The 24,635-nt window shown below is 31.9% G+C and carries 22 protein-coding genes, 1 tRNA gene and 1 pseudogene; 6 read left to right on the forward strand and 18 right to left on the reverse strand.

The window, feature by feature from the left end:
• Nucleotides 1–117: 117 nt before the first annotated feature.
• A complete protein-coding gene (locus BN4220_RS03635; protein ID WP_066713149.1) occupies nucleotides 118–1,308 on the reverse strand; it encodes an IS256 family transposase in 1,191 nt (396 codons plus the stop codon).
• Nucleotides 1,309–1,609: 301 nt separating this feature from the next.
• On the opposite strand from BN4220_RS03635, the gene BN4220_RS03640 reads away from it, so the two are divergent.
• Together BN4220_RS03640 and yqeC are read left to right on the forward strand one after the other, a co-directional pair.
• Entirely contained in the window at nucleotides 1,610–1,846 is a 237-nt protein-coding gene (locus tag BN4220_RS03640; protein WP_066713745.1) for a DUF3343 domain-containing protein, read from the forward strand.
• Nucleotides 1,847–1,863: 17 nt separating this feature from the next.
• Complete coding sequence (gene yqeC / locus BN4220_RS03645; protein ID WP_066713747.1) at nucleotides 1,864–2,592, forward strand: selenium cofactor biosynthesis protein YqeC; 729 nt, start codon at nucleotides 1,864–1,866, stop codon at nucleotides 2,590–2,592.
• Nucleotides 2,593–2,728: 136 nt separating this feature from the next.
• On the opposite strand, the gene BN4220_RS03650 is transcribed toward yqeC, so the two are convergent.
• Both BN4220_RS03650 and BN4220_RS03655 read right to left on the reverse strand, forming a co-directional pair.
• Nucleotides 2,729–3,985, reverse strand: coding sequence for a Y-family DNA polymerase (locus tag BN4220_RS03650; RefSeq protein WP_066713750.1), 1,257 nt, complete (start codon nucleotides 3,983–3,985; stop codon nucleotides 2,729–2,731).
• A 3-nt stretch (nucleotides 3,986–3,988) separates the two neighbouring features.
• Nucleotides 3,989–4,255: a hypothetical protein gene (locus BN4220_RS03655; protein ID WP_066713752.1), complete on the reverse strand. Its 267-nt coding sequence runs from the start codon at nucleotides 4,253–4,255 to the stop codon at nucleotides 3,989–3,991.
• Nucleotides 4,256–4,686: 431 nt separating this feature from the next.
• Between BN4220_RS03655 and BN4220_RS03660 the strand changes: the two genes are divergently transcribed.
• Together BN4220_RS03660 and adhE are read left to right on the forward strand one after the other, a co-directional pair.
• Entirely contained in the window at nucleotides 4,687–5,310 is a 624-nt protein-coding gene (locus tag BN4220_RS03660) for an SOS response-associated peptidase (protein WP_066713754.1), read from the forward strand.
• 347 nt (nucleotides 5,311–5,657) lie between these two features.
• Entirely contained in the window at nucleotides 5,658–8,276 is a 2,619-nt protein-coding gene (adhE, locus tag BN4220_RS03665) for a bifunctional acetaldehyde-CoA/alcohol dehydrogenase (protein WP_066713757.1), read from the forward strand.
• Between the two features lie 187 nt (nucleotides 8,277–8,463).
• On the opposite strand, the gene BN4220_RS03670 is transcribed toward adhE, so the two are convergent.
• The 4 genes from BN4220_RS03670 to BN4220_RS03685 all read right to left on the reverse strand — a co-directional run bounded on the left by BN4220_RS03670 (nucleotide 8,464) and on the right by BN4220_RS03685 (nucleotide 12,412).
• Complete coding sequence (locus BN4220_RS03670) at nucleotides 8,464–9,210, reverse strand: phosphotransferase (protein ID WP_066713762.1); 747 nt, start codon at nucleotides 9,208–9,210, stop codon at nucleotides 8,464–8,466.
• 276 nt (nucleotides 9,211–9,486) lie between these two features.
• A complete protein-coding gene (locus BN4220_RS03675; RefSeq protein WP_066713764.1) occupies nucleotides 9,487–10,281 on the reverse strand; it encodes an ABC transporter ATP-binding protein in 795 nt (264 codons plus the stop codon).
• 93 nt (nucleotides 10,282–10,374) lie between these two features.
• The gene (locus BN4220_RS03680) at nucleotides 10,375–11,307 is read right to left on the reverse strand and encodes an ABC transporter permease (protein WP_066713767.1); all 933 of its coding nucleotides are present in this window, start codon (nucleotides 11,305–11,307) and stop codon (nucleotides 10,375–10,377) included.
• Nucleotides 11,308–11,407: 100 nt separating this feature from the next.
• Complete coding sequence (locus tag BN4220_RS03685; protein ID WP_066713769.1) at nucleotides 11,408–12,412, reverse strand: ABC transporter substrate-binding protein; 1,005 nt, start codon at nucleotides 12,410–12,412, stop codon at nucleotides 11,408–11,410.
• Nucleotides 12,413–12,851: 439 nt separating this feature from the next.
• Here BN4220_RS03685 and araD point away from each other — a divergent pair, with 439 nt between their 5' ends.
• Together araD and BN4220_RS03695 are read left to right on the forward strand one after the other, a co-directional pair.
• Nucleotides 12,852–13,550 (forward strand): L-ribulose-5-phosphate 4-epimerase, encoded by a 699-nt coding sequence (araD, locus tag BN4220_RS03690; RefSeq protein WP_066713772.1) that lies wholly within the window; start codon nucleotides 12,852–12,854, stop codon nucleotides 13,548–13,550.
• Nucleotides 13,551–13,845: 295 nt separating this feature from the next.
• Nucleotides 13,846–15,387: a D-alanyl-D-alanine carboxypeptidase family protein gene (locus BN4220_RS03695; protein ID WP_066713775.1), complete on the forward strand. Its 1,542-nt coding sequence runs from the start codon at nucleotides 13,846–13,848 to the stop codon at nucleotides 15,385–15,387.
• 352 nt (nucleotides 15,388–15,739) lie between these two features.
• On the opposite strand, the gene BN4220_RS03700 is transcribed toward BN4220_RS03695, so the two are convergent.
• From BN4220_RS03700 to BN4220_RS03745, 11 genes and pseudogenes are all read right to left on the reverse strand, one after another.
• Nucleotides 15,740–15,967, reverse strand: coding sequence for a hypothetical protein (locus BN4220_RS03700; RefSeq protein ID WP_148401682.1), 228 nt, complete (start codon nucleotides 15,965–15,967; stop codon nucleotides 15,740–15,742).
• A complete protein-coding gene (locus tag BN4220_RS20210) occupies nucleotides 15,936–16,094 on the reverse strand; it encodes a hypothetical protein (protein WP_197467884.1) in 159 nt (52 codons plus the stop codon). The genes BN4220_RS03700 and BN4220_RS20210 overlap by 32 nt, the downstream gene beginning before the upstream one ends.
• A gap of 424 nt (nucleotides 16,095–16,518) precedes the next feature.
• A tRNA-Arg gene (locus BN4220_RS03705) sits at nucleotides 16,519–16,592 on the reverse strand.
• Nucleotides 16,593–16,723: 131 nt separating this feature from the next.
• Nucleotides 16,724–17,599, reverse strand: coding sequence for a DUF3881 family protein (locus BN4220_RS03710; protein ID WP_066713781.1), 876 nt, complete (start codon nucleotides 17,597–17,599; stop codon nucleotides 16,724–16,726).
• Between the two features lie 166 nt (nucleotides 17,600–17,765).
• The gene (locus tag BN4220_RS03715) at nucleotides 17,766–18,824 is read right to left on the reverse strand and encodes an HD-GYP domain-containing protein (RefSeq protein ID WP_066713784.1); all 1,059 of its coding nucleotides are present in this window, start codon (nucleotides 18,822–18,824) and stop codon (nucleotides 17,766–17,768) included.
• A gap of 266 nt (nucleotides 18,825–19,090) precedes the next feature.
• Nucleotides 19,091–19,603, reverse strand: a complete 513-nt coding sequence (locus BN4220_RS03720; protein WP_066713787.1) for a DUF4446 family protein — start codon at nucleotides 19,601–19,603, stop codon at nucleotides 19,091–19,093.
• A 34-nt stretch (nucleotides 19,604–19,637) separates the two neighbouring features.
• Nucleotides 19,638–20,528, reverse strand: a complete 891-nt coding sequence (locus BN4220_RS03725) for a ParB/RepB/Spo0J family partition protein (RefSeq protein WP_066713790.1) — start codon at nucleotides 20,526–20,528, stop codon at nucleotides 19,638–19,640.
• 208 nt (nucleotides 20,529–20,736) lie between these two features.
• A pseudogene (locus BN4220_RS03730) lies at nucleotides 20,737–21,501 on the reverse strand (AAA family ATPase); the annotation flags it as partial.
• A 726-nt stretch (nucleotides 21,502–22,227) separates the two neighbouring features.
• On the reverse strand, nucleotides 22,228–22,872 hold the full coding sequence (locus tag BN4220_RS03735; RefSeq protein ID WP_066713795.1) for a response regulator: 645 nt from the start codon (nucleotides 22,870–22,872) through the stop codon (nucleotides 22,228–22,230).
• The gene (locus tag BN4220_RS03740) at nucleotides 22,869–23,996 is read right to left on the reverse strand and encodes a sensor histidine kinase (protein WP_066713798.1); all 1,128 of its coding nucleotides are present in this window, start codon (nucleotides 23,994–23,996) and stop codon (nucleotides 22,869–22,871) included. Before BN4220_RS03740 ends, BN4220_RS03735 begins: the two co-directional genes overlap by 4 nt.
• An 86-nt stretch (nucleotides 23,997–24,082) precedes the next feature.
• Nucleotides 24,083–24,571 (reverse strand): GNAT family N-acetyltransferase, encoded by a 489-nt coding sequence (locus BN4220_RS03745; protein ID WP_066713801.1) that lies wholly within the window; start codon nucleotides 24,569–24,571, stop codon nucleotides 24,083–24,085.
• Between the last annotated feature and the right edge of the window lie 64 nt (nucleotides 24,572–24,635).

The raw sequence follows: 24,635 nt of genomic DNA on the forward strand, positions 1-24,635 counted from the left end.
ATTATAATTTAAAATTTTGGATATCGTGTATATTTATACAATCACTTTTCATTTATAGCATTTTTTTAATATAAAATGCCACTAAGTCGGTAGTGTCAATAATTTTGTGTAAATAGTTTATGCGTACCTTTCGGTAAACATATCCTGAAGTTTATCTGATGAACAAGCAAAGCCTCTAAGCTTTCTTGTAGACCATGATTCATTATAAGAAATCACTTTATAATAAACGAGTTTACTACATGCGTCTTCTGTGGGTAGTGCATCCTTAGTTTTTACAAGACGACGTACTTCTTTATTAAAGCGCTCGATCCAATTCGTTGTATAGATGGATTTTCGCATAGAAACAGGGTATTTATAGTATGTGAATAAGTCCTCGTCATTTAACCAGGATTCCACTACACGTTTATAAGATTTACTCCATTTAACAGCAAATTCGTCTAAAGCTGCTCTACACTGCTCTAGGTTTGGAGATTCGTATACAACTTTTAAATCAGCTGTAAAATCGTTGATATCTTTCTTACGAACACTACGAATTGCATTACGAACTTTATGGACAATACATCGTTGAATATCCGCTTTTGGATATACTCTATGAACAGCATCGTCAAGTCCAGAGAGACCGTCCATGACGAAGAGGAGAACTTCATCTACGCCTCGTTCTTTTATCTGGCGAAGATTATCCTCCCAAACATAAGCGCTTTCATTTACACCGATAAAGAAGTCTAATACTTCACGGTATCCATCTTCATCGACACCTAAAATGAAGTAAACGGCGTCACTTGATACTGTATCTCTTCTTAATTTAAGATGTAAAGCATCAATATAAATGACACTGTACCTCTTCTTTAGAGGACGCTTATGCCACTGTTCAATTTCTTCAAGAGCAACATCAGTGATATTACTTACTGTAGCCGCACTATAAGAATTTCCATAAAGTTTTTCAATGATGTTAGCAATTTCACGTGTAGATACTCCACTTGCATACATGCGGATGATCATGGTTTCTAGCCAATCATCTCTTCTTGCATATGGTGGAATGAGTTGTTGTTCAAACTCATTATTACGGTCACGAGGAATTTTAAGATTCTCAATCAGACCGTATTTGGTTTCATAATTACGGGTATAGTATCCGTTGCGTGAATTGCCAGTACCATGTCCTTCGTAGCTATATTTACTGTACTGGAGAATGTTAGTGAGTTCTTCCTTCATCAAGGTTTCCATGGTTTGTTTTAATAGACCAAGAATATACTCTTCAAAAAAAGAGTTTAAGTCTAGATTTTCTTTTTGATTTTTGTTATTATTAGTCATAGGGAAGTCCTTCTTTCTTGGTTATGTTTTTCTTCGTCGTTAAACATTTTACCATGTCAGATGGAACTTCTCTATTTTTATTTACACAAAATATTTTACACTATCACTAAGTCGCAATAATTAATTTTAAGTTTAATTTAGTTTATGTTCATGTTTGATTCTAATTCTAAATTAAATTTTAAAATATAATATTTTTAAATAGTATTTATCTTTATATTATATTAATATAGTTAGTACAATTAGTTCATTCATTAATAAGAATTAAGCTAAAATATTAACTTATAGCAATAAGGAGTTTTTTATGAGAACAAAAGAATTAAAATTAATAATCACATTTAAGTCTACAACTGCTGCTATGGGTTTTGAAACATATTGCAAACAAAATCAAATCCCTGGTAGACTTATTCCAATCCCTAGAGAAATCTCTGCTGGATGTGGGCTCTCATGGTGTACAGAACCTGCCAACCGCCCTATTATAGATAAAATTATCCAGACTCAGCAAATTAATATCGATGGTATGTATGAATTACTCATATAAACCAGAAAGAGGCTTTTATGCATATATATCAATTTTATAAAAATTCCTATCAAGAAAGATCTACCTTTATCGACGCTCTATCCCTTAGTTTCACAAGTAATGAAACCATATCTTTTGTCGGGGGTGGCGGTAAAAGTAGTATTATTAAGAAATTATCACAAGAACTTAAAGCATTAAAAAAGAGAACTATCATCACTACAACTACCCATATCTATGCTCCTGAGCATAACGTAGTTCTTATTGAAGATTTAGATAAAATAAAAAAAGAATTAGATGAAAATTATGTTGTAACTGTAGGTCTTCCTTGCGACAATCAAAAGTTAAAAAGCGTAAGCGAATCTTTTTTAAACCAGCTACCAAGTATATGTGACGTTCTACTTATAGAAGCCGATGGTTCAAAACACTTACCAATTAAGGCTCCTGCAATCCATGAACCTGCGATTCCTACTTTTACAACATTAGTTGTTGGCGTTGCTGGGCTTGACTGCTTAGCTAAGCCAATGAATGAAATATCCCACCGACCAGAAATTCTTGCACGTATACTAGAAAAGAAGCAAGAAGACATCCTACTCCCTAGTGATGTTGCAAAAGTTCTCGAAAGCGAACACGGGCAAAGAAAAAACGTGACCTGCCGCTATGAAATGGTATTAAATAAAGCAGATAACCAAGCATTATTTGAGTTGGCGCTGGAAACTGCCTCCTATCTTACGTCTCAAAAATGTATTATCTCCTCTTTCTATTTATAAAATTAATCTTTTTTACTTTTATTTAGTTAAGCTCTGATAAATTTAAATTAAATAAAGGACTATAACAAATTGCATTAAGCTAATGTTAATATGTTTTAGTCCTTTTAATCTAATATAACTTGGCGTCAAATTACACTTATATAGGCTTAGTTATTCCACCTCGTTTATCCTTCGATATCCCACCAGCCATATGATACCCAGGTGAATTAATAAAACTTGCTCTCATAATCGAATCTTCACCAAATCTAGTGCGGATTTCATCAATTGCACTATCAAGTTTTTCTAATTTTTCATAGCGTGTCTTATCAAATATATTATACTGCCTATAGGCTTCCCCTGTAATTTTCCCTACATGAACACCCAATTGTCTAAGAGGTGTAACACCATCCCAAAGTTCATCAAACAATTTGCATGCAAAATGATAAATCTCTAGTGTTGTGTTGGTTGGAGAATATAAATTACCTTGATGTGACTTATAAAAAAATGTATAGTCTTTCATAGAAACTGAGATACAACTTCCCTTTACTCCATCCTTCCTTAAACGCATTCCAACTGTCTCGCATAAAGATAAGATAACCATCTTGGCATGTTCCCTTGAAACAACATCGCAAGGAGTTGTTACAGAATTTCCGTATCCTTTATTGGCAATTGGTTGTGATAAAAATGGTGAACTATCAACTCCATGAGAATATTGATACAAGACTTCTCCATGTTTCCCAAGATGATCTCGCAAAATTGAAACATCGGTTTTTGCAAGCTCACCAATCGTTCGTATTCCTAAGGAATATAGCTTTCTCTCAGTTGCCCTTCCGATATAAAATAAATCAGCCACTGGTAAAGGCCACATCTTTTTCTCAATCTCGTCTGGGTACATTGTATGCACCAAGTCTGGCTTTTTTAAATCTCCCGCCATCTTAGCTAATAACTTATTGGAGGAAACACCAATATTCACCGTGAAATTTAACTCTTGCTTGATGCGCTCTCTTAAATTATTGGCAAGAATAATTGGAGATCCATATAATAGATTCGTGCCAGACATATCAATAAAAGCCTCATCAATGGAGTATTGTTCAACTTTAGGTGAGATTTCAGATAAAATTGAAATAAAAGCCTTAGAAGCACCTACATACATTTCATAATTTGGTGGAACTACAACTAAATCAGGACACTTTCTCAATGCACTAACCAAAGCCTCACCAGTATGAATATTGTATTTCTTGGCTGAAATGGATTTCGCAAGAACAATACCATGCCTTTGTTCCTTATCTCCTCCCACAACTGCAGGTATCTCTCTTAAGTCTACCTTCTCACCAAGTATATGCAAACGGTAGGCCGCTTCCCAACTTAAAAAAGCAGAATTAACATCAATATGAAATATTAAGGACTCACTCATAGCCTAACTTACCATACGATATAGTGTCCATTTAAGTGATTCAATATTATAATGTAGTTCTATCAAATGTTCCTCCTCATATAAAAAAACACGACATACGAATATTAAAATACGGACTCCTGAAGGCTTTGCCTCTTTTCTATATAGTATTTCATTAATATCTACAGTTACTCTTTCATGCAGCTCATTTTCTAACCGGAATCGCATTGGTTTTACTTCTCCTAACGTATTACAAACAAATATCATATCCACTGGTACATTCGTCTGCATGCTATTACACCTCTTTTCAATCGAACATATGTACGTCTATTATATCAGAACATATGTTCTTTGTAAATATAAGATTATTATTAATTAAGCTAATTTACTGGTTTGTATTACATTTTTTTCTATTAAATTTATTATCCAATTTTACTTTAATTAAGTTTAACATTTATTAATCTTTTTATTAAATCAAGATAAAATTTAAGTTTATCAAGAATAAAAAATCACAAATTTCTTACTTATAGTTATAGAATTTACCAGTAATATTTTAAGTTTTATAAAGATAAAATATCGAACTTTGACCAAAAAAATAAGTTAAAGGAGAGATAAAAAAAGTAGCATTAAGAAAAGTAGAATAATTTTCAGCCAAATTGTGCTATAATTTCAGTAGTGATATGTGCAAAAAAATGAGCCCAAAAAGGTAGAAGGAGATATATATGTGCGGTAGATTTTATATTGAGGAAGAAGATAATGAGGAGATTCTTCGTATCGTTAGACGTTTGGATGAACGTTTTCAAAACGAAAAAAACTTAAAAACTGGCGAGATCTATCCTACAAATACTGTAGCTATTCTCACCAACGAAAAAGACTCTTTAGTTCCAAAAGCAATGACTTGGGGATTTCCTGGTTTTAAAGGTAAAGAAGTCATTATTAATGCAAGAAGCGAATCTGCAAGTGAAAAACGACTATTTTCAGAACCTTTACTAACGAAGCGAGTTGCAATACCCTCCAGTGGATTTTTTGAATGGAATCGCAATGGAGATAAGCAAAAGTACTATTTTAAAAATCCAGAGGAAAGGATTCTTTACATGGGGGGCCTTTATCAAGTGTTTAATGAAGGTGAACGATTTGTTATCTTAACTACTGCTGCAAATGACTCTATGAAAGAAATTCACCATCGTATGCCTATTATATTAAGCCAAACAGAGGTAGAAGCTTTTATTTTAAACTATAATGATGCACTTAATATAATAAATCACACGCCAAGACTTCTTTGGAAAGAGAAAGTATCCTCAAAACAAAAAGAATCTTATGAACAACTTAGCTTTGATTTTAAATAACTATTTTGTAAAAGTTAAGTGATTATTCAAGCTATCTTTTGTCATTACTTTTTTGTTTTAATTTTTATTATTACTTCTATTTATTTTTACCATAAATCGGTTTTTATTAACATTTTATTTGTGAGATATAAACATTGACAATTTTTTAACACTGTTATACAATGGCCTTGTTCAAATATGATTGATATTGCGTAATCAAGTTTGTTAATTTTTTAACATCTTTATTAATAATTGATTTACTTACAAGTAACTGAAATTGTTGCTTTTTCTATTGCAACCGCACAATCAGACAAATTTCTATTGTAACCGATATGTAATGGAGACCAAATTTATAGGAGGATAATATAATGGCTAGGAAAGAAATGGTAAATGAAACAACTCTTGTAGATAGCATTGATACTTTAATCACAAAGTTGGCAGAATTAAGAGAGGCACAAAGAGAGTTTGCTACTTATACGCAAGAGCAAGTTGATAAAATATTTTTTGCAGCTGCAATGGCAGCAAACAAACAAAGAATTCCGTTAGCAAAAATGGCTGTTGAAGAAACAGGTATGGGTATTGTAGAAGATAAAGTTATCAAAAACCACTATGCGGCAGAATACATCTATAACGCATATAAGGATACAAAAACTTGTGGCGTTATTGAAGAGGATTCTAGTTTTGGTATTAAGAAAATAGCAGAACCAATTGGTGTTATTGCTGCTGTAATTCCAACAACAAATCCAACTTCTACTGCTATTTTTAAGACATTAATCAGCTTAAAAACAAGAAATGCAATCATCATCAGTCCTCATCCACGTGCAAAGAATTCCACAATCGCTGCTGCAAAGGTTGTTTTAGATGCTGCTGTAGCTGCAGGCGCACCAAAAGGAATTATTGCTTGGATTGATGTTCCATCTCTTGAATTAACCAATGAAGTTATGAAGAGCGCTGATATTATTCTAGCGACCGGCGGTCCTGGTATGGTAAAAGCAGCTTATTCCTCCGGTAAACCAGCACTTGGCGTTGGTGCAGGTAATACACCAGTTATTATGGATGAATCTTGTGATGTTCGCTTAGCCGTTAACTCTATTATTCATTCTAAAACATTTGATAATGGTATGATTTGTGCTTCTGAGCAAGCAGTTATTGTTAGTGATAAAATTTATGAGGTAACAAAGAAAGAATTTAAAGATCGCGGTTGCCACATTTGTAATAAAGAAGAAACCGATAAGTTACGTAAAACAATCCTTATCAACGGTGCACTTAATGCAAAAATTGTAGGCCAAAGCGCGCACACAATTGCAAACTTAGCTGGATTTACAGTTCCTGAAACTACTAAGATATTAATCGGTGAAGCTGAATCTGTTGAATTAGAAGAAGAACTTGCTCATGAAAAATTATCTCCAGTTCTTGCAATGTATAAATCAAAATCCTTTGATGATGCAGTTACAAAAGCTGAGAAATTAGTAGCAGATGGTGGTTATGGTCATACATCTTCAATCTATATCAATGTTGGTACAGGCAAAGAAAAGATTGATAAATTCTCTAATGCAATGAAAACATGTAGAATCCTTGTAAACACTCCTTCTTCTCATGGTGGAATCGGCGATTTATATAACTTTAAATTAGCTCCTTCCTTAACACTTGGTTGTGGCTCATGGGGTGGTAACTCTGTTTCCGAAAATGTTGGTGTAAAACACTTAATCAACATTAAGACAGTTGCTGAGAGGAGAGAAAATATGCTTTGGTTTAGAGCACCAGAAAAGGTTTACTTTAAGAAGGGCTGCCTTCCAGTCGCTCTTGATGAATTAAAGAACGTAATGGGTAAGAAAAAAGTATTTATTGTAACAGATGAATTCTTATATAAAAACGGTTACACAAAATGTGTTACAGATAAATTAGATGAGATGGGAATCACTCATACTACATTTTATAATGTTGCTCCAGACCCATCTCTAGCATGTGCTACTGAAGGCGCAGAAGCTATGAGATTATTCCAGCCAGATTGCATTATTGCTCTTGGTGGTGGTTCTGCTATGGATGCAGGTAAAATTATGTGGGTAATGTATGAACATCCAGAAGTAGATTTCCTAGACTTAGCAATGCGTTTTATGGATATTAGAAAGCGTGTATATAGCTTCCCTAAAATGGGTGAAAAAGCTTACTTTATAGCCATCCCAACCTCCTCTGGTACTGGTTCTGAAGTAACACCTTTCGCAGTTATCACAGATGAGAGAACAGGCGTTAAATATCCTCTTGCAGACTATGAATTACTTCCTAAGATGGCAATTGTAGATGCTGATTTAATGTTAAATCAACCTAAGGGCTTAACCTCTGCTTCTGGTATCGATGCTCTTACACATGCTCTTGAGGCTTATGCTTCTATTATGGCAACAGATTATACGGATGGCCTTGCCTTAAAAGCGATGAAGAATATCTTTGCATATCTTCCAAGAGCTTATGAATTAGGTGCTGAAGACCCTATTGCAAGAGAGAAGATGGCCGATGCTTCTACACTTGCTGGTATGGCATTTGCTAACGCATTCTTAGGTATCTGCCACTCAATGGCTCATAAATTAGGTGCGTTCCACCACTTACCACATGGTGTTGCTAATGCCCTTTTAATTAATGAAGTAATGAAATTTAATGCAACTAACGTTCCTACAAAGATGGGTACTTTCTCTCAATATCAGTATCCACATGCACTTGAAAGATACGCTGAGTGTGCTAGTTTCTTAGGCATTCAAGGTAAGAATGATGAAGAAAAATTCAATAACTTACTAATTGCTATTGATGAATTGAAAGAACGTGTAGGAATTAAAAAGACAATTAAGGATTATGGTGTTGATGAAAAACAATTCTTAGAAACACTTGATGAAATGGTTGAACAGGCATTTGATGATCAATGTACTGGTGCTAACCCAAGATATCCTTTAATGAAAGAAATTAAAGAAATATATTTAAAAGTATACTACGGTAAATAATTTTCCCTAATACCTTCTCGTAAATATAAAAAGGAACCTGTTTTATAGTTTCATTATGAAATCTGTAAAACAGGTTCTTTTCTGGTTTTATGATAAATATTTGGGATACAATCAATAATATTTGCATCCCGAATATGTATTATAGTGCCTTTTTTATTTCTATTAAAACTTTTATACGAATACCTCTTTATTCATATTCAAAAACATCTAGCCACTTCATTAATAACTCTTTTTCTTCTTCTTTATTCTTGGTTAATTGAGCCGCAGCAACAATTGGAAGCCATGTCTGTACATAACGTTTTTCCGTATTGCTCTTCTTACAAAATGTATCCATATAAAGATCTGCTGTAGCTTGATCTTCAAGTGCAAACAATAAATATGTTCTTGCTGCATCTGCACTTGCATTTCCCTGGGTTGCATGCACCCAGTCAAGTACATACATCTTATCATTTGAAACTATAATATTGTGAGGATTAAAATCACCATGGCAAACTTTAACATGCTTAGGCATACCATCTAAACGTGTTAATAAATCATATTTCTTAATGTTATCAATCATATCAAGGCTATTAATCTGGCGTACTAACTTATCCTTTAACTTGTTAAGTAAAGGTGCTCTTTTTGAGTGAATTTCTAGTTGTAAATCAACCATATGTTCCATATACTTCTTTAAATTGCTTGGATCTTCCTTCATTATTTGGGCCAAAGTTTTACCTTCAATATAATTCATAGTGATTGCCCATTGACCTTCTACAACGCCAACCTCACGAATACTAGGTATTGCCAATCCCGTTTCTTCCACTCGTGTTGTGTTTAATGCTTCGTTTAATACATCTGTCTTCGCAACTTCTTTGTTAAATAACTTAATTGCATCATTACCGTCTCGATAAACGCTTGCATTCTTACCTTTTGAAATTAAGACTCCTAAGTTCATACGATCCGCTCCTCTCATCTAGCACATACTAGTTTGATATACAATTAAAACAGCCATTTGATAATAAGATAATTTAGTCATTATTTAAAAATTATCTTACTTTTATAATAAAATTATACTACTTTTTACCAATTATGTATAGCATTAAGATAAAGATTTTTCTCATTTATAGTATTCTTAAAATCTATAATTATGCCTTTCCTTACTGATCTTATAAGTAAATAAGGATGCTATAAAATAGAAAAATTTCAATTCTACTTTATAACACCCCTATACCTAACCTAACATCATTCGATCGTTTGCAAACTCGCTTCCACTTGCCTTTTCAAACTTTTGCATAAGGTCAGCTACTTTTAAGTTTTTCTTTTCTTCCCCTTTTACATCGTATATGATATTTCCATCATGCATCATGATTAATCGATTACCTATATTTATAGCATCCTTCATATTATGAGTTACCATCAATGCTGTTAATTGATTATTTGTTACGATGTGTTCCGTTAAGTCTAAAACTTTCTTTGCAGTCTTAGGATCTAACGCAGCCGTATGTTCATCCAACAATAACAGTTTTGGCTTTTGTAAGGTAGCCATTAAAAGTGTTAATGCCTGCCTTTGTCCCCCTGAAAGCAACCCAACCTTAGAACTCATTCGAGTTTCCAAACCTAAGTCTAGCGTTTTTAGATCTTCTACGTACTGTTCTTTTTCTTTTTGAGTAATTCCCCAACGAAGTCCTCTTTTTTTCCCTCTACGATATGCAAGAGCAAGATTTTCTTGGATCTCCATATTTGCTGCAGTTCCCTTCATTGGATCTTGAAATACTCTGCCAAGTAACTTAGCACGCACATGCTCTGGCTGCATTGTAATATCTTCTCCATCTAAAATAATACTTCCTTTATCGCTAAGATACACACCTGCAATCATATTTAAAATCGTAGATTTACCTGCACCATTTCCACCAATTACAGTTACAAAATCACCAGGGTGTAAATGCAAGTTAACACCTTTGAGTACTTGTTTTTCATTAATAGTCCCTGTATTAAATGTTTTATATAAATTTTCAATTTTAAGCATCCTTACCTCTTTCTGCATTAATCATTCCTATTCTAATGCCTTAAAGTCTTTTGTTTAATGAATCTTTTTATGTTATTAGAGCAAACTATTAAACTAAATCCTTCTGGCACTTTTACGAAAATTTGTAGCTTTGAGTCTAGGAATTGATAGTGCAATTGCAACCATAACAGCTGTTAATAGCTTTAAGTCATTTGTATTTAAACCTAGCTGAAGAACAGATGCTATAATAATTCGATAAATAACCGATCCTAAGATAACTCCTGCTAGTTTAAAAAGGAATGATAGTTTTTTTCCTATTATGACTTCCCCAATGACAATGGATGCCAAACCTATAACAATTGCTCCTTGCCCTTTTCCAACGTCTGCTGTTTTATCACTTTGTGCAAGCAAGGCTCCAGAAAGTGCAACAAGCGCATTACCAAGTACAAGGCCGAGGATTTTAATACGATCAGTATTTTGGCCAAGCGCTCTAATCATATCTTCATTATTTCCCGTAGCTCGAAGGGCCGAACCAATTTCAGTCCCAAAAAACCAATATAATAATAGAATTAATAAGATTGAAATTAATAACCCACTTCCTATTAAGACAATAGAATTAAAGAAATTCTCTCTCATATTCCCTTTTACGAATTCAGGAATAATATTTTTAATTTTCATAAAGATACTTTCTTCTCTAGCAAGTGATAAATTCGCTTTGCCACTCATCACTCGTAAGTTAATAGAATATAACGAAATCATTGTGAGTATTCCCGATAATATTGCCGGAATCTTTAATTTTGTATGTAATATACCAGTAATTGCACCTGCTGCCACACCTCCTGCAACAGCAAATATCAGGCTTAAAAATGGATTCATACCAAGTTCTACCGTAAGAACTATACTAATACATCCACCTAAGGTAAAACTTCCATCACAGGTCATATCTGCAAAATCTAAAATACGAAATGTGATATATATTCCGAGGGCCATAATACCCCATATCAATCCCTGCCCAATTGCTCCTAAATATGCTAACAGTAAACTCATTTTTTCCTCCAAAGTTTAAAATAAAGACATTTTGGCTTGCCTTTTAAGAGATAATTCCTAAAAAGCAAGCCTATTAAATGAATTTAGATTTTGTAATAATTTATTGATTTGCTTCCGCTAATACTTCATCTGGAATGACAATACCTAATTGATTTGCAACATCTTCGTTAATTTTAAGTGTAACCTTTTCTGAATTTATGTACTCAATTGGCATGCTATCAATCTTAGCTTCCCCTTTAAATAGCTTCACTGCTTGAGCAGCAGTTTGCTTACCAAGTTCATAATAATTAATACCATAAGTAGCTAAGCCACCTTCGGATAACATACCTTCCTCACCAACAATGACTGGCAAATTGTTTTCATTTGCTATCATTGCAACTGTAGCCATACCACTAGCAATCATATTATCCGTTGGTGCATAAATAGCATCCACTTTATTAATTAATGATTCTACAACTTGTTGAATTTCACTTGAAGCAGATACTGTTGCATGTACAACCTCTAATCCAAGATTTTTTGCTTCTTCTTCAGCCATATCTGCTTGGATTTGAGAGTTTACTTCACTTGAACAATATAAAATTGCAACTTTCTTAGCTTCTGGTAAAATTCTTTTTAATAGCTTCATCTGCTCTTCTACTGGCGTTAAATCAGACGTTCCTGATACATTCCCTCCAGGTGCTTCATTGGTTTCTACTAACCCTGTAGCCGCTGGATCTGTAACAGCAGTTATTAAGATTGGTATTTCGGTAGTTGCATTGGCACACGCCTGTGCTGCATTAGTCGCAATTGCTAAAATAAGATCATTATTATCAGTTACTAGCTTTTGTGCGATTGTAGTACAATTGGATTGATCTCCACTTGCATTTTGGTAATCAATTTTAATATTATCGCCATCTACGTATCCAGCTTCACTTAATCCATCAACAAATCCTTTGTATGAAGCATCTAGTGCATCATGTGTAACTAATTGGGATACACCAATATTGATTACACCATCTTTTCCAAAACTGGTTTTGGCGTCATCCTTTGTACCACAACCTGTAAACATACCCATAGTTAAAGCGAGACTTAAACTAAGTACGAGAACTTTCTTCATTTTCTTCATATTCCTGCCCCTTTTACCTCAATAATTGCCGTGCACATATTCTTACATTACTTTGTTGCTATATTGCTTTAACGCTTTTATCTGACAAAGTGATTATACGATAAAATTATCATTTCGTCAACTAAATCTTGAATATTTTGGAAGAATATACAAATCATTTTATGGAAAAATTTATACGATAATTTACTTATATATCATTAATATTTGAAATAGTCTATTTCTTACTGAAATAAACAAAACTTACCTTAACATTTAAAGCGAAATATGATAAAATTAACTTAATATTTATTACTTATAGAACTATTCAATGATATAATTTATGTTTTGTATTTATTCCATTTAAAGCACATCAGGAGGTAATCATATATTTTTAATATGATATATAAACAAAAACCTCCTACAAGCACCACTAAACTCTTCTATAAGAAAGGAATTTGTTATGTTAGAACAATTAAAGCAAACTGTTTATGAAGCCAACATGCTTCTTCCAAAACACGGATTAGTAACCTTTACTTGGGGAAATGTTTCTGCAATCCATAGAGATTTAGGACTTATTGTTATCAAGCCATCTGGTGTAGATTATGAAATAATGACTCCGGAAGATATGGTTGTTGTTGACCTTAATGGAAATCTAGTAGAGGGAAATCTAAATCCATCTTCAGACACTCCAACACATATCGAATTATACAAAGCATTTCCAAACATCGGCGGAATTGTACATACACACTCACGATGGGCTACGACCTTTGCTCAAGCTGGTATGGGTATACCTCCTTTAGGTACAACACATGCCGATTATTTCTATGGTGAAATTCCCTGCACACGTAAAATGACAACTGAAGAAATTTCTAATTCATATGAAAAAGAAACTGGTACTGTAATCATTGAACACTTTTTAAACGAGAATCTTAACCCGGACCAAATTCCTGCTGCTCTTGTCTATAGCCATGGCCCATTTGCTTGGGGTACGGATGCTAAAAATGCAGTTCACAATGCAGTTGTACTAGAAGAAGTAGCTTTTATGGCTTATCACTCTTTAATATTAAGAAATAATTCTCTTTCTAACATGCAACCAGAATTACTCGATAAACATTTCCTAAGAAAACATGGTAAAAATGCTTATTACGGTCAAAAATAGCTTGTTTTTAAAATCATCTACAAGAGATTATAAAAATTTAATCTTGTAGGTGATTTTTTAATATTTTATTATATTATCGAAATAAATAATTAAGGTTTTCTAGGCATTTACATCTTGCCCCAAATACCAAAATAATCTATAATATATTTGGTAAGAATATAAATTATGACCTTTTATTCACATAGCATATAAGATTCTATAAATTAATCCACAAATATTATCTTATATGTTAATTTTTTGCAAACAAACGCTATAAAATATTAATTTTTTAGCTTTATGTCTTGGAGGACAAATAATGAAATTTTTTAAACGAAATAAATTCTTTAGAGTATTTTGCTGTTTACTTACAACAGTTTTTATATATAATTCAGTTCCTGTCAGTGCTAGTACAGTACAGACAAACGAGAATCAAGATAAAGCAAGTACAAACTCTTCCGATTTTACCTGGCCAAAAGGTCCATCGGTATATGCAGATGCCGCGATTGTAATGGAGGCAAGTACTGGTTTAATTTTATATGAAAAGGATATTTACGACGCTCATTATCCCGCAAGTATTACAAAAATCATGACAACCTTACTTGCACTTGAGAATAATAAATTAAACGAAACTGTGACCATGTCACATGAAGCAGAGTGGGATGTTGATTTTAACAGCTCACGTATTGGACTAGTTGAAGGAGAGCAACTCTCTTTAGAAGATGCCCTTTATGCCGTTATGTTAGAATCCGCAAATGAAGTTTCTTATGCCGTTGGTGAACATGTTGCGAATGGACCAATTACTGATTTTGCAAAAATGATGAATGATCGAGCAAAAGAACTTGGATGTAAAAATACTAACTTTGTGAATCCTCATGGCCTTCATGATGACAATCATTATACTTGTGCTTATGATATGGCCTTAATTGCACAAGCAGCTATTAAAAATGCCGACTTTCGTAAAATAACATCATCAAGAACTCATACAATACCGGCAACAAATAAAAACGTTGCTAGACCTCTTGCCAATCACCATCGTTTTATCAGAAAGACTCTAAATTATGATGGTACTATAGGTGGAAAAACAGGAGGTACAACAGAAGCTAAAACTACTTTAGTAACGTATGCTGAGCGCAATGGTTTAACTTTAATTGCTGTTGTTCTTCACGTAGACACTTCTCTTCATGCTTATGAAGATACCGCTAAAATATTAGATTTTGCCTTTGATAACTATTCCCTTTATAATATTGAACAAACTGAGATTTCAAGCGATACTAGCTTTCCAGACCTATTTTCATCATTACCTTTTTTTAAGAAAGATGACGAAGATTTAATACGTATCGGTGATGACAGTAATATCGTCTTACCAAATACAGCAAATATAAAAGATGCTGAAAAATCAATTACATTAACTCCAATTGATGAATTATCCCATGGTGACAATGTAATTGGAAAAATCTCTTATACCTATGCAGGTAAATACGTTGGTTTTGCTGATATACTATATTATAATAGCGATTATCCAATCACCAAAGAAATAATCGAAGAAAAATGGCCTAGTTACTTAGTATCTCCAGAAGTGGTTATTGCTGCTAGAGAAACCAATGAAAATACGACTAGTGATTCAAAAGAAGTAATTAATACTTCCAACAATAAAAATGAAACTGCAAAGACTAAATCATCTAAAACAAAGCCTATTCTCTTAGGTATTGTTGCAGGTGGAATTGTCCTTGTTATTGGTTGGTATATTCTCTTTGTTGAGTTTCCTCATAGAAAACGTAGACGAACATATCTTGCAAATCGTAAAAAACGCATGGACTCATTAAGACATTTAACCAGAGACGACCACTTAGATTTTTAGACCATTATTTAGTAAGGATCAATAATTTACTATCCTTTTACTTTCTAAATGCAATGATAAGATAGTTACTTCCACCTTACGTGATACTACAATGATAAAAGGAGTACTTTTATCTTACGTAGTAAATACAATAAAAAGTCTACTATTTTATATTTTATTGTTTATTAAACGAAACGTCAGCTCGCTATATTTACTAAGTTGAATATGGCTTTGCTATATGTAATATTAATAGGACTATTAGTAGAAAACGAGGTCAACTTCTAAGTTGCCTCGTTTTTTATACAATTATTTAATTAACTGAATATCCTATTCATTCCATTCTTTTAATTAGAACCTATCTATTACCAATGTCTCAAATTTCAGTGCTTTTAATGTCATCCAATCTATGTTCTATATTCTCCGTACCTTTTTTAGTAACAACATATATTGCTTTTTGTACAGTCTCTATTCTATTACTTGTTTCATCTATTTTTTTTAGGACTTCTTGCAATCGTAAATCATCTTCTTCTTTTTCCAGCAGATGTTTATTATAAATATCTGATTCAATCTTATTCATTAAGAAGTAGGCAGCAATCAACATTACGATTCCTGCCCCCCCCCACAGCCAGATAATCCGCATGAAATTCAATTAAAACAAAGGCTGCGAAATAAATAGAAGCAATGAAACATAATGTTGGAATTATTTTAGAATTTCTTTTCTCTTTCATGCCTGCCCCTTTTCTATGATTTTGCCCATCATCACTATTTACATGAATTATAATTTAATATAGACCGAACTAATTCGTATATGATATTGTTGTTCCAATCGCTTCTGACGGTGAATTTGCAACCACCTCATAACGATTTCATTATATCATGAATCAATCCCCTTCATGATCTTGTTACTTCAATCGGCATATGCAACGAATTTACAGATACCTCATTCCGCTTTCATTATATCATAAATGACATACTTACACAATTTTTCTAAATTTGGTGCTTTATATGAAATGGTTAACTACTGCAATCCCTAAGCATTACATACAATTTTTTTACCTTATACTAAATCTCTAAGGCAACATCATATTTTCTAGAGTCTTATTTAAAAAGTAAAAAAGAAGCATTGAAAATCAAAATTTTCAATGCTTCCAACGTCCCCAAGACGATTTGAACGTCCGGCCTATCGCTTAGGAGGCGATCGCTCTATCCAGCTGAGCTATGAGGACATCTATGAAAAGTTTTCTAAATCAAACTTATCACCTATAGAATTGTCATATAAATAATAAAGCGTATCCATACGATACGCTTATTATTATATAAACAAATTAAAATAAAGTCAAGTTATGCCTTAGTTTGCTTATGCAAAAAAATCCACATTACCTTGCATCCATACAATTCCTCGGAATCTTCTACCTACAAGAGGTTCCCCGAGTAAATCTTTTTTATTAATACAAACCTCAAAAACTAAATGATTGCAATCAACCTGTAGGATATAAACTTCTTCACCTGATTTTGTGTTTGTAACTAAGTTATGATCTAGAATCGTTCCTAGAATCGTATAATTATCCGACTCAGATCCGTAAGGTATAAAAGATGTATCAACAATAGAATAAATATCTTCATACTTGATTCGTTTTGATACCATAGCATAAAGGTCGATATCGTCTACCGTTAAACTATCAATCGCTTCCTGATTTCCCTTTTTTGCTTCCGCAATTAATTGATTTCTATGATGTATATCTGCATTTGAGATTTTGATCTGCTTTTCATCCTTTTCAACTGGTAATAATATTTTACCATCAAGAGCTAATGCAGACAATGTAACGGAATGCACTAAAGGTCCTTTTTTTTGTTTAAAATTCAAATAATCAATTGAATTTTGCAAATAAAATATGAGAGAAACACCTAAACGATAGTCATCGCACATACCAGTGTATGCATCGGTATCAACCCTTTTACTTATATATACTTCTTCTCTGGTACTTACATTGCGTCCTGAAAAATAGGGAAAATAATGTTCCATGTGAAACACTTCATTCTCATCATATTCACCTCGAACTGTAATACCTAATCCCTCGCCGAATTCCATTGATAATTCAGCAACGGAAGAAGAATTACCTAAACGTATCATGTGACGTTCGGATGCCTGATTAATAACCATTTGAACTAAGGCTTCTACTTCTTTTCTACTCTTCAATTGACTAAAGCCAATGGCTTTTAAAAAACTATGCATCTAATCACCTGATTACTTTCTGTCTTATTTCTAAAAATATAATTATCATCTATTATTTATAACACATTTTATGTATATAATCAATACAAGAAAAAGAGTTAACTATACGCTCAACTGTGATGAAGAGTTTAAAATATATTTATTCTATAATTGCTACATAGAATGTTTACTCATTTAATGTATCTCGTATAAATAGCGTCAATTCTTTTGTTAAATCCTTTTCTACTATCGTAGTATAATATTCACCATTTGCATCCTCAATCATACGAATGACAGGCCTTGTAGGTAATTTCTTATTTTGTCTAAGTACAACCCCTATTTCATTTTCATTTGTAATAACATAGGTTCCTACTGGATACGCCGCTACAGATTCAACAAATTTTCTCACTATCTTATGATCAAATTTTACCCCAGCTTGACTTATTATATAATCAATTGCATCATGCACTTTTAGTTTATTTGTAAAATAGCCATAAACCAAACTGTCAAATTCATCGCATAATGATACAAGCTTTGTTTCAAATGGAATTTTTTCTTTTGTTAGGCGCATTGGGTACCCGGTTCCATCTTCACGTTCATGATGTGAAAGAATAATCTCTTTTGATATACTTGATAACCATTTTTCCTTATCAACAGATGAATATCCGGTAATAACATGCTTCTTTATTTCTTTCTTTAAAGATTCATCGCATGAATTATAATTTATATTTCTATAATCAAACGGAAGATATAGTATCCCTAAATCGTGAAGAAGTGCGCCAATTGCTATATCTTTTATACGTTCTTCCTTTAGTTTCATACGTAAACCAATAAAAACAGAAAGTGCGGCAACATTAATACTATGGGCATATGTACTTTCACTTTTTTCTCTAACCTGAGAGATATTATACATTACTTCTGGTTTTCGAATCATTTCATTTAATATATTGTCAGCTGCTTCTGTTATGTCTTGTAATTCAACATTTCCACAATATGAATATTTTTCAATTGTAGTTTTGACGATTTCTTTGCATTCTTCTTGAATGATTTCTTCAATCACATTGTCCATCTGAACATCCACTGGATCTTCAATATAAACATCATGGATATTTAAATTTTGAAGATATCTTATGTACTCTTTTTTTATTACTGCCCCAGCTGGTAGTAGGATTGTACCATTACTTAAACAAATATCCTTTACTATTTTCTCAATTCCCACAATTTGATCAATTCCTACTCTCTTCATCGTCTTCGCCTTTCTATAAATTTAAACTAGTATTTATAAAATGCCCCATATTTTCTTATAATGCTTTAAAAAGCTATGAATTGACCCCTCAATATTTTATTTATACAAATTCCATATTATATTTAAGGGTACTCAAAACAATATCACTAATTACTGTACTCTATATTCCATACTTACAATTGTAAACTAGAACTAAAATATAGATACAATAAAAGTTTTATTATATTTGGTACCCTTAATCCCCACAAATACGAATATTTATATTTTTAAACCATATAGTTTTTCTTATTTTTTGCTTCATTTAGCACTTGCTTTTCTTCTTCTGATAATATAACAAAAGATTCTCCCTTTATAATTTCTTTAACATAGGTATAACAACCTTCTCTACTACTATGCATAGAAGTAATTATAAATCCATCTAAGTTATCATCCAAAAGACATAGAGAAAAACTTAATTTTCCTCCCATCTCCTTAAATGCATCATATTTAACAATTGAAACTCTTTGAAACGTACTTAAAAAATTTTCTTTAATCTTGTCTATTGAAGTATTAATTTCCTTCGTTTCTGATTTTAATTTATCTATTTCACTAAAACGGTTTAGAATTGTACTTTCTAAAGTTGAACCATCAGATCCTTTCAGAAATGCATTTAGCTTTTTCTTTAACTTAATATGTTTTACTAATATTATTATTAAGAAAATAAATAGCAGAAGCTGTGCAAATAATAATCCAACGATAAAATAACTTCCATCCAAGCCCAAACTGTTAAACAACTCCATGGCGTTTATCCTGACCTTTCCTCGCTCTTTTTTATTAACCTATGGTATTTATAAGATCTATAATTCGCTCAAGATCTTCATTTGAATAATATTCAATTTCAATTTTACCCTTGTTATTACTTTTGCGATTGATTTCTACTTTACTTCCAAAGATTAATTTCATTTTTTCTTCTAATTCACGATAAACAAAACTATCCTCCGTAGTAGCTGCAACTACTTTCTCCGGTTTAGGATCTGTTATTTTTTTTACTAATTTCTCTGTTTCTCTTACACTTAATTTTTGATCAAAGACTAAGTTAGCAATATTATATTGTTCATCATTATCTTTAATTGATAGTAAAGCCCTTGCATGTCCTCCAGAAATCATATCATCAATCAGCATTTGCTGAACACGCTTGTCCAACTTTAATAGTCTCATAGAATTTGTTACTGCTACTCTACTTTTAGCAACTCTCTCTGCAACTTCATCCTGCTTTAGTTTATACTCTTCAATTAATCTTTGGTAAGCAAGAGCTTCTTCAATTGCATTTAAGTCTTCTCTTTGAATATTTTCTATTAAAGCGATTTCAAACACTTCTTGATCTGAGTAATCCTTAACCAAAACTGGAACTTCTTTAAGACCAGCTAATCTAGCTGCTCTCCATCTTCGTTCTCCAGCAATAATTTCATACAATTTCCCTTTTTTCTGAACAATTAAAGGTTGTATAATTCCATGTTGTTTGATAGAGTCTGCTAATTCTTGCAACGCATCCTCTTCAAATGCTTTTCTTGGTTGAGACTTGTTTGGCTCTATCTTATTTATATTAATTAATGTTTCACGTGAAACATTTTCTTCACTACTCTTATTTACTGTTTCTCTTTGATTATCAAATTTATCGGTAATTAAAGAATCCAATCCTTTTCCAAGACCTTTCTTTATAGCCATAATTAGTCCTCCAGTTATTCTGAGAATGAATACTTCTATTCTCTCTCAGGTTGCAAATCTAAACGTAACGTAGTTTTCATTATTTATTTTTTCGTTTAAATAGACTCATCTTTGCAGCCTTTTCTTTAATGGTTTCTTTTTTTGTGTTAAGCTTTTTAGTACTTTCACTTTTAGTATCTTTCTTCTCTTTACTAACTTTCTTAGTGCCTTTTTTATTTAAGTTAATAACCTCATCTGCTAAATCCCTATATGCTTCTGCGCCGGCAGATTTTGAGTCATACATATTAATCGGTAAACCATGACTTGGAGATTCCGCTAGTCGTACATTTCTTGGAATTATCGAATTGTATATTTTTTGATCCAAATTACCTCTAACATTTTCAACCACTTCTAATGATAAATTTGTTCTAGCATCAAACATTGTAAAAACAACACCCTCTATTTCTAATGAAGGATTTAGACGTTGTTTTACAAGATTTATAGTATGTATTAGCTGAGACAACCCTTCTAATGCATAAAATTCACATTGAATAGGTACTAGAACAGAATCAGCAGTTGTCATTGCATTTACTGTTAATGTATTTAATGATGGCGGGCAATCTATTATTATAAAGTCAAACTCCTCTTTAATTTGCTCAACACTTTTTTTCAGTATAAATTCTCTGTCTTCAACACCAATTAATTCTATTTCTGCTCCTGCTAAATTAACATTGGATGGAAGTACGTACAAATTTTCAACGACACTTTTAACCATACAATCTCTAATAGAGCATTCGCCCAAAACTAATTGATACACTGTATCCTCTAGTTCACTCTTATTTAAACCTAATCCACTAGTTGTGTTTCCTTGTGGGTCAATATCAATCGTAAGCACTTTCATACCCTTCTCTGCTAGGCAAGCAGACAAGTTAATTGCTGTTGTTGTTTTTCCCACTCCGCCTTTTTGATTTGCTACTGCTATTGTTCTTCCCATACTTACTCCTATGCATGTTTCATACCATAATAGTACTATCATGTCTTTTAAAGAATATAGTAATTTATATACTACATGTCTATTTTAGACTTTTCTGTTTTAAAATAATTATATCATGATATCAATTAGATATCTATAGCTACTATATATTATTTTTAGGAATTTAGTTGACAAGATGAGTATTATACTAATAAATTTTACCTATTACAACTTTAATTCAATATTTCTTTAGATTTATCTATTAAGTAAGTGTAATCTTTCGCATACCTGAGTTCTAATTAATCTTTATGACGAATATTTACTTTATTATAAATATATTCTTACAGCAACACGCAATTCATTACTTATATAGAAGCTTTCTTTCAATTTATTATTTAATAGAAATCTGTAGTTTTTTACTTGAAATTAAATGTAACTATTATATGAATTAGCTTGTCTTATCAATAATCACTATTATCATCTAATAAAATCTCCCTTATTTAACTTTGAACTTTATTTAAAATAATATAACATTCTATATTGAAAATCATATAACTTCTACATTTAAACTATTTAGTATTCAACATTAAAAACTATATGCCATTCTACACTGATGATTATATGTTTTCTACATTACAAACTATTTAGCATTTCAAATTAAACCTATATAACATTCTACATTTTAACCCATATAATATTTCCATTAAAAATAATAGGGAATGTTTCACGTGAAACATTCCCTTCCTATTAAAATAAGTCTACAAAATTATTCTTAATTGCATAAACTGCTGCCTGTGTTCGATCAAATACTCCAATTTTCTTAAAAATATTTGATACATGATTTTTAACCGTTTTCTCACTTATAGATAACTTGTATGCAATTTCTTTATTAAATAAACCTTCTGCTAATAACTTTAAAACCTCAACTTCTCTTCTTGTAAGGATTTCATCATCATTTTGTTTATTTATTTTTTCAAGGCGATCTTTCATTAACGGTGTTAACGATGGTTCTATATATGTCTCCCCTTCATATACAGCCATAATAGCTTTCTTTAATACAGATGAATCTGAATCCTTTAGTACGTATCCATCCACTCCGATTTCAACCGCTTTTAATAAGTATTCAATTTCGTTATGAATCGTTAATATTAGGACTTTAATTTTATTTTGATTTTGTCTTAAAACCTGTAATGTTTGTATTCCATTCATATTTGGCATATTAATATCAAGTAATACAACGTCTGGTTTTAACTTATTGATCATATCTAGACACTGAATTCCATCATCTGCTTGTCCTATAACCTCTATATCTCCCTGAAGTTCAAGTAATTGTTTTAAACCTTCCCTTACCATTAAATGATCATCTGCAATTATAATCTTAATTACACTCATTTGGTATGCTCCTCCTCATTATTACAGTATGGTACTACAATTTTAATCTTTGTTCCTTGATGTATCTTTGAATCTATACAGATCTCACCATTTAATAGTTTAACTCTTTCTTTCATAATGGACAAACCAAAATTTCTACTATTACAGTTTTTATCATTCATGACAGAGTTTATATCAAATCCATTACCATCATCGTTAATTTCTAATTGTAGTTTATCCACAAAATATGTTAGATTAATTTTAATTGTAGCGGCATTTGCGTGTTTCACTACATTATTACAAGCCTCTTGAATAATACGATATAACGTCAAATTTATTATTGAAGGTATGCCACATACTTCTTTATTTGCAACTAAAAATGTTTGCACAGAAGTTTTGCTTTTTATATCTTCTAATAATGCCTCAATCGTTGGTACTAATCCAAGGTCATTTAAAGACATTGGACGTAAATCATATATAATAGCTCGCATTTCATTAATCGTGGTTCGTAATACTTCTATCATTGAAACTAATTCAAGCTTTATACGTATCGGATCAATATCAATTAATTTCGTACATAATTCTGCTTTATGAACTAATGCAGTTAAGTTTTGAACTGTATAATCATGTAGATCTCTAGCGATTCGATTTCGCTCTAGCTCTTGAGCATCAATGACAATATTACCAATTTTTCCTGCTGAACATGTATTCTCAATTTTTGTATCATTGCTAGTCTCATGCTCATTGGGTGTAGATATATTTAACTCTTGTAAACCATCTTTTCTTTCATCAATGACTTCTTCAAGTACTTTATAATTTTCTAATTCCCCCCTCTCTTCTTCAATTAATATATTAAGCTTTGCTATTCTATCATTATAATCTCTGATTTTTTCAAGCAATTTACACTCTGTCTGATTCATTGCTTCACGAGAATAAGGTGAGAATAACGAAAGGTTTACATCTTTATTTTCTTTTTCTTTTTCCAATAATTTACTTATTTCTATTAATTCCTGATTTATCTTATCAAGTTCTTCTTTATGCTCTAAGAATTGTTCTTCTAATAATCTTTTCTTCCCAAAAATGAATTTTTTTGCAACTTCCAGATTATCATTTATATTCTTAGTGTTGTTAATTTTAACTTCCATTAAGTAAATCTCCAATATTAATTAATAATAATATATATCGACATAAACTTCAAAGAATTTATACAAAATACAATATTATTACATATTTATGCATTTTTGCAATTTTCCACTACACTATTTGAACTAATTAACATCTTTAAGTGTTTTTTTCCTAAATCGATATATTCTGTTCCACAACTTATAAAACCCATCTTCTCATAAAATCCGATTGCATGAGTCTGAGCACCGACATACACCTCGTTTGCTCCAAGTGTGAATGCCTTATTAATTAACATCTTCACTATCATTTCTCCGTATTGCTTTTCTCTTTCTTCTGGCAATACTGCAATCCTTCCAATTTTAAAATTATTCTCCTTATCACAAATCAATCTTCCTGTTGCAATTGCTTTCATCGTTTCCTTTAAATCCAAAGATTCTTCCACTTTATAGACCACTGCAAAATATGCTTGATTATCATACTCATCCCTTTCAAGCAATTCCGGAATCTTTTGTTCTTCTTGAAAAACTTTTTGACGGATATAATACACATCCGTTAAATCATCTTGATTTGTTTTCATTTTTCCCTTAATGTACATATAATTCCCCTTATAATTTATATTGATTTTGTTATATAGTTATATTTTCACATATAAGTTTAAT

This window comes from Clostridium sp. Marseille-P299 (genome assembly GCF_900078195.1).
In the GTDB taxonomy this organism is placed as follows: domain Bacteria; phylum Bacillota; class Clostridia; order Lachnospirales; family Lachnospiraceae; genus Lachnoclostridium.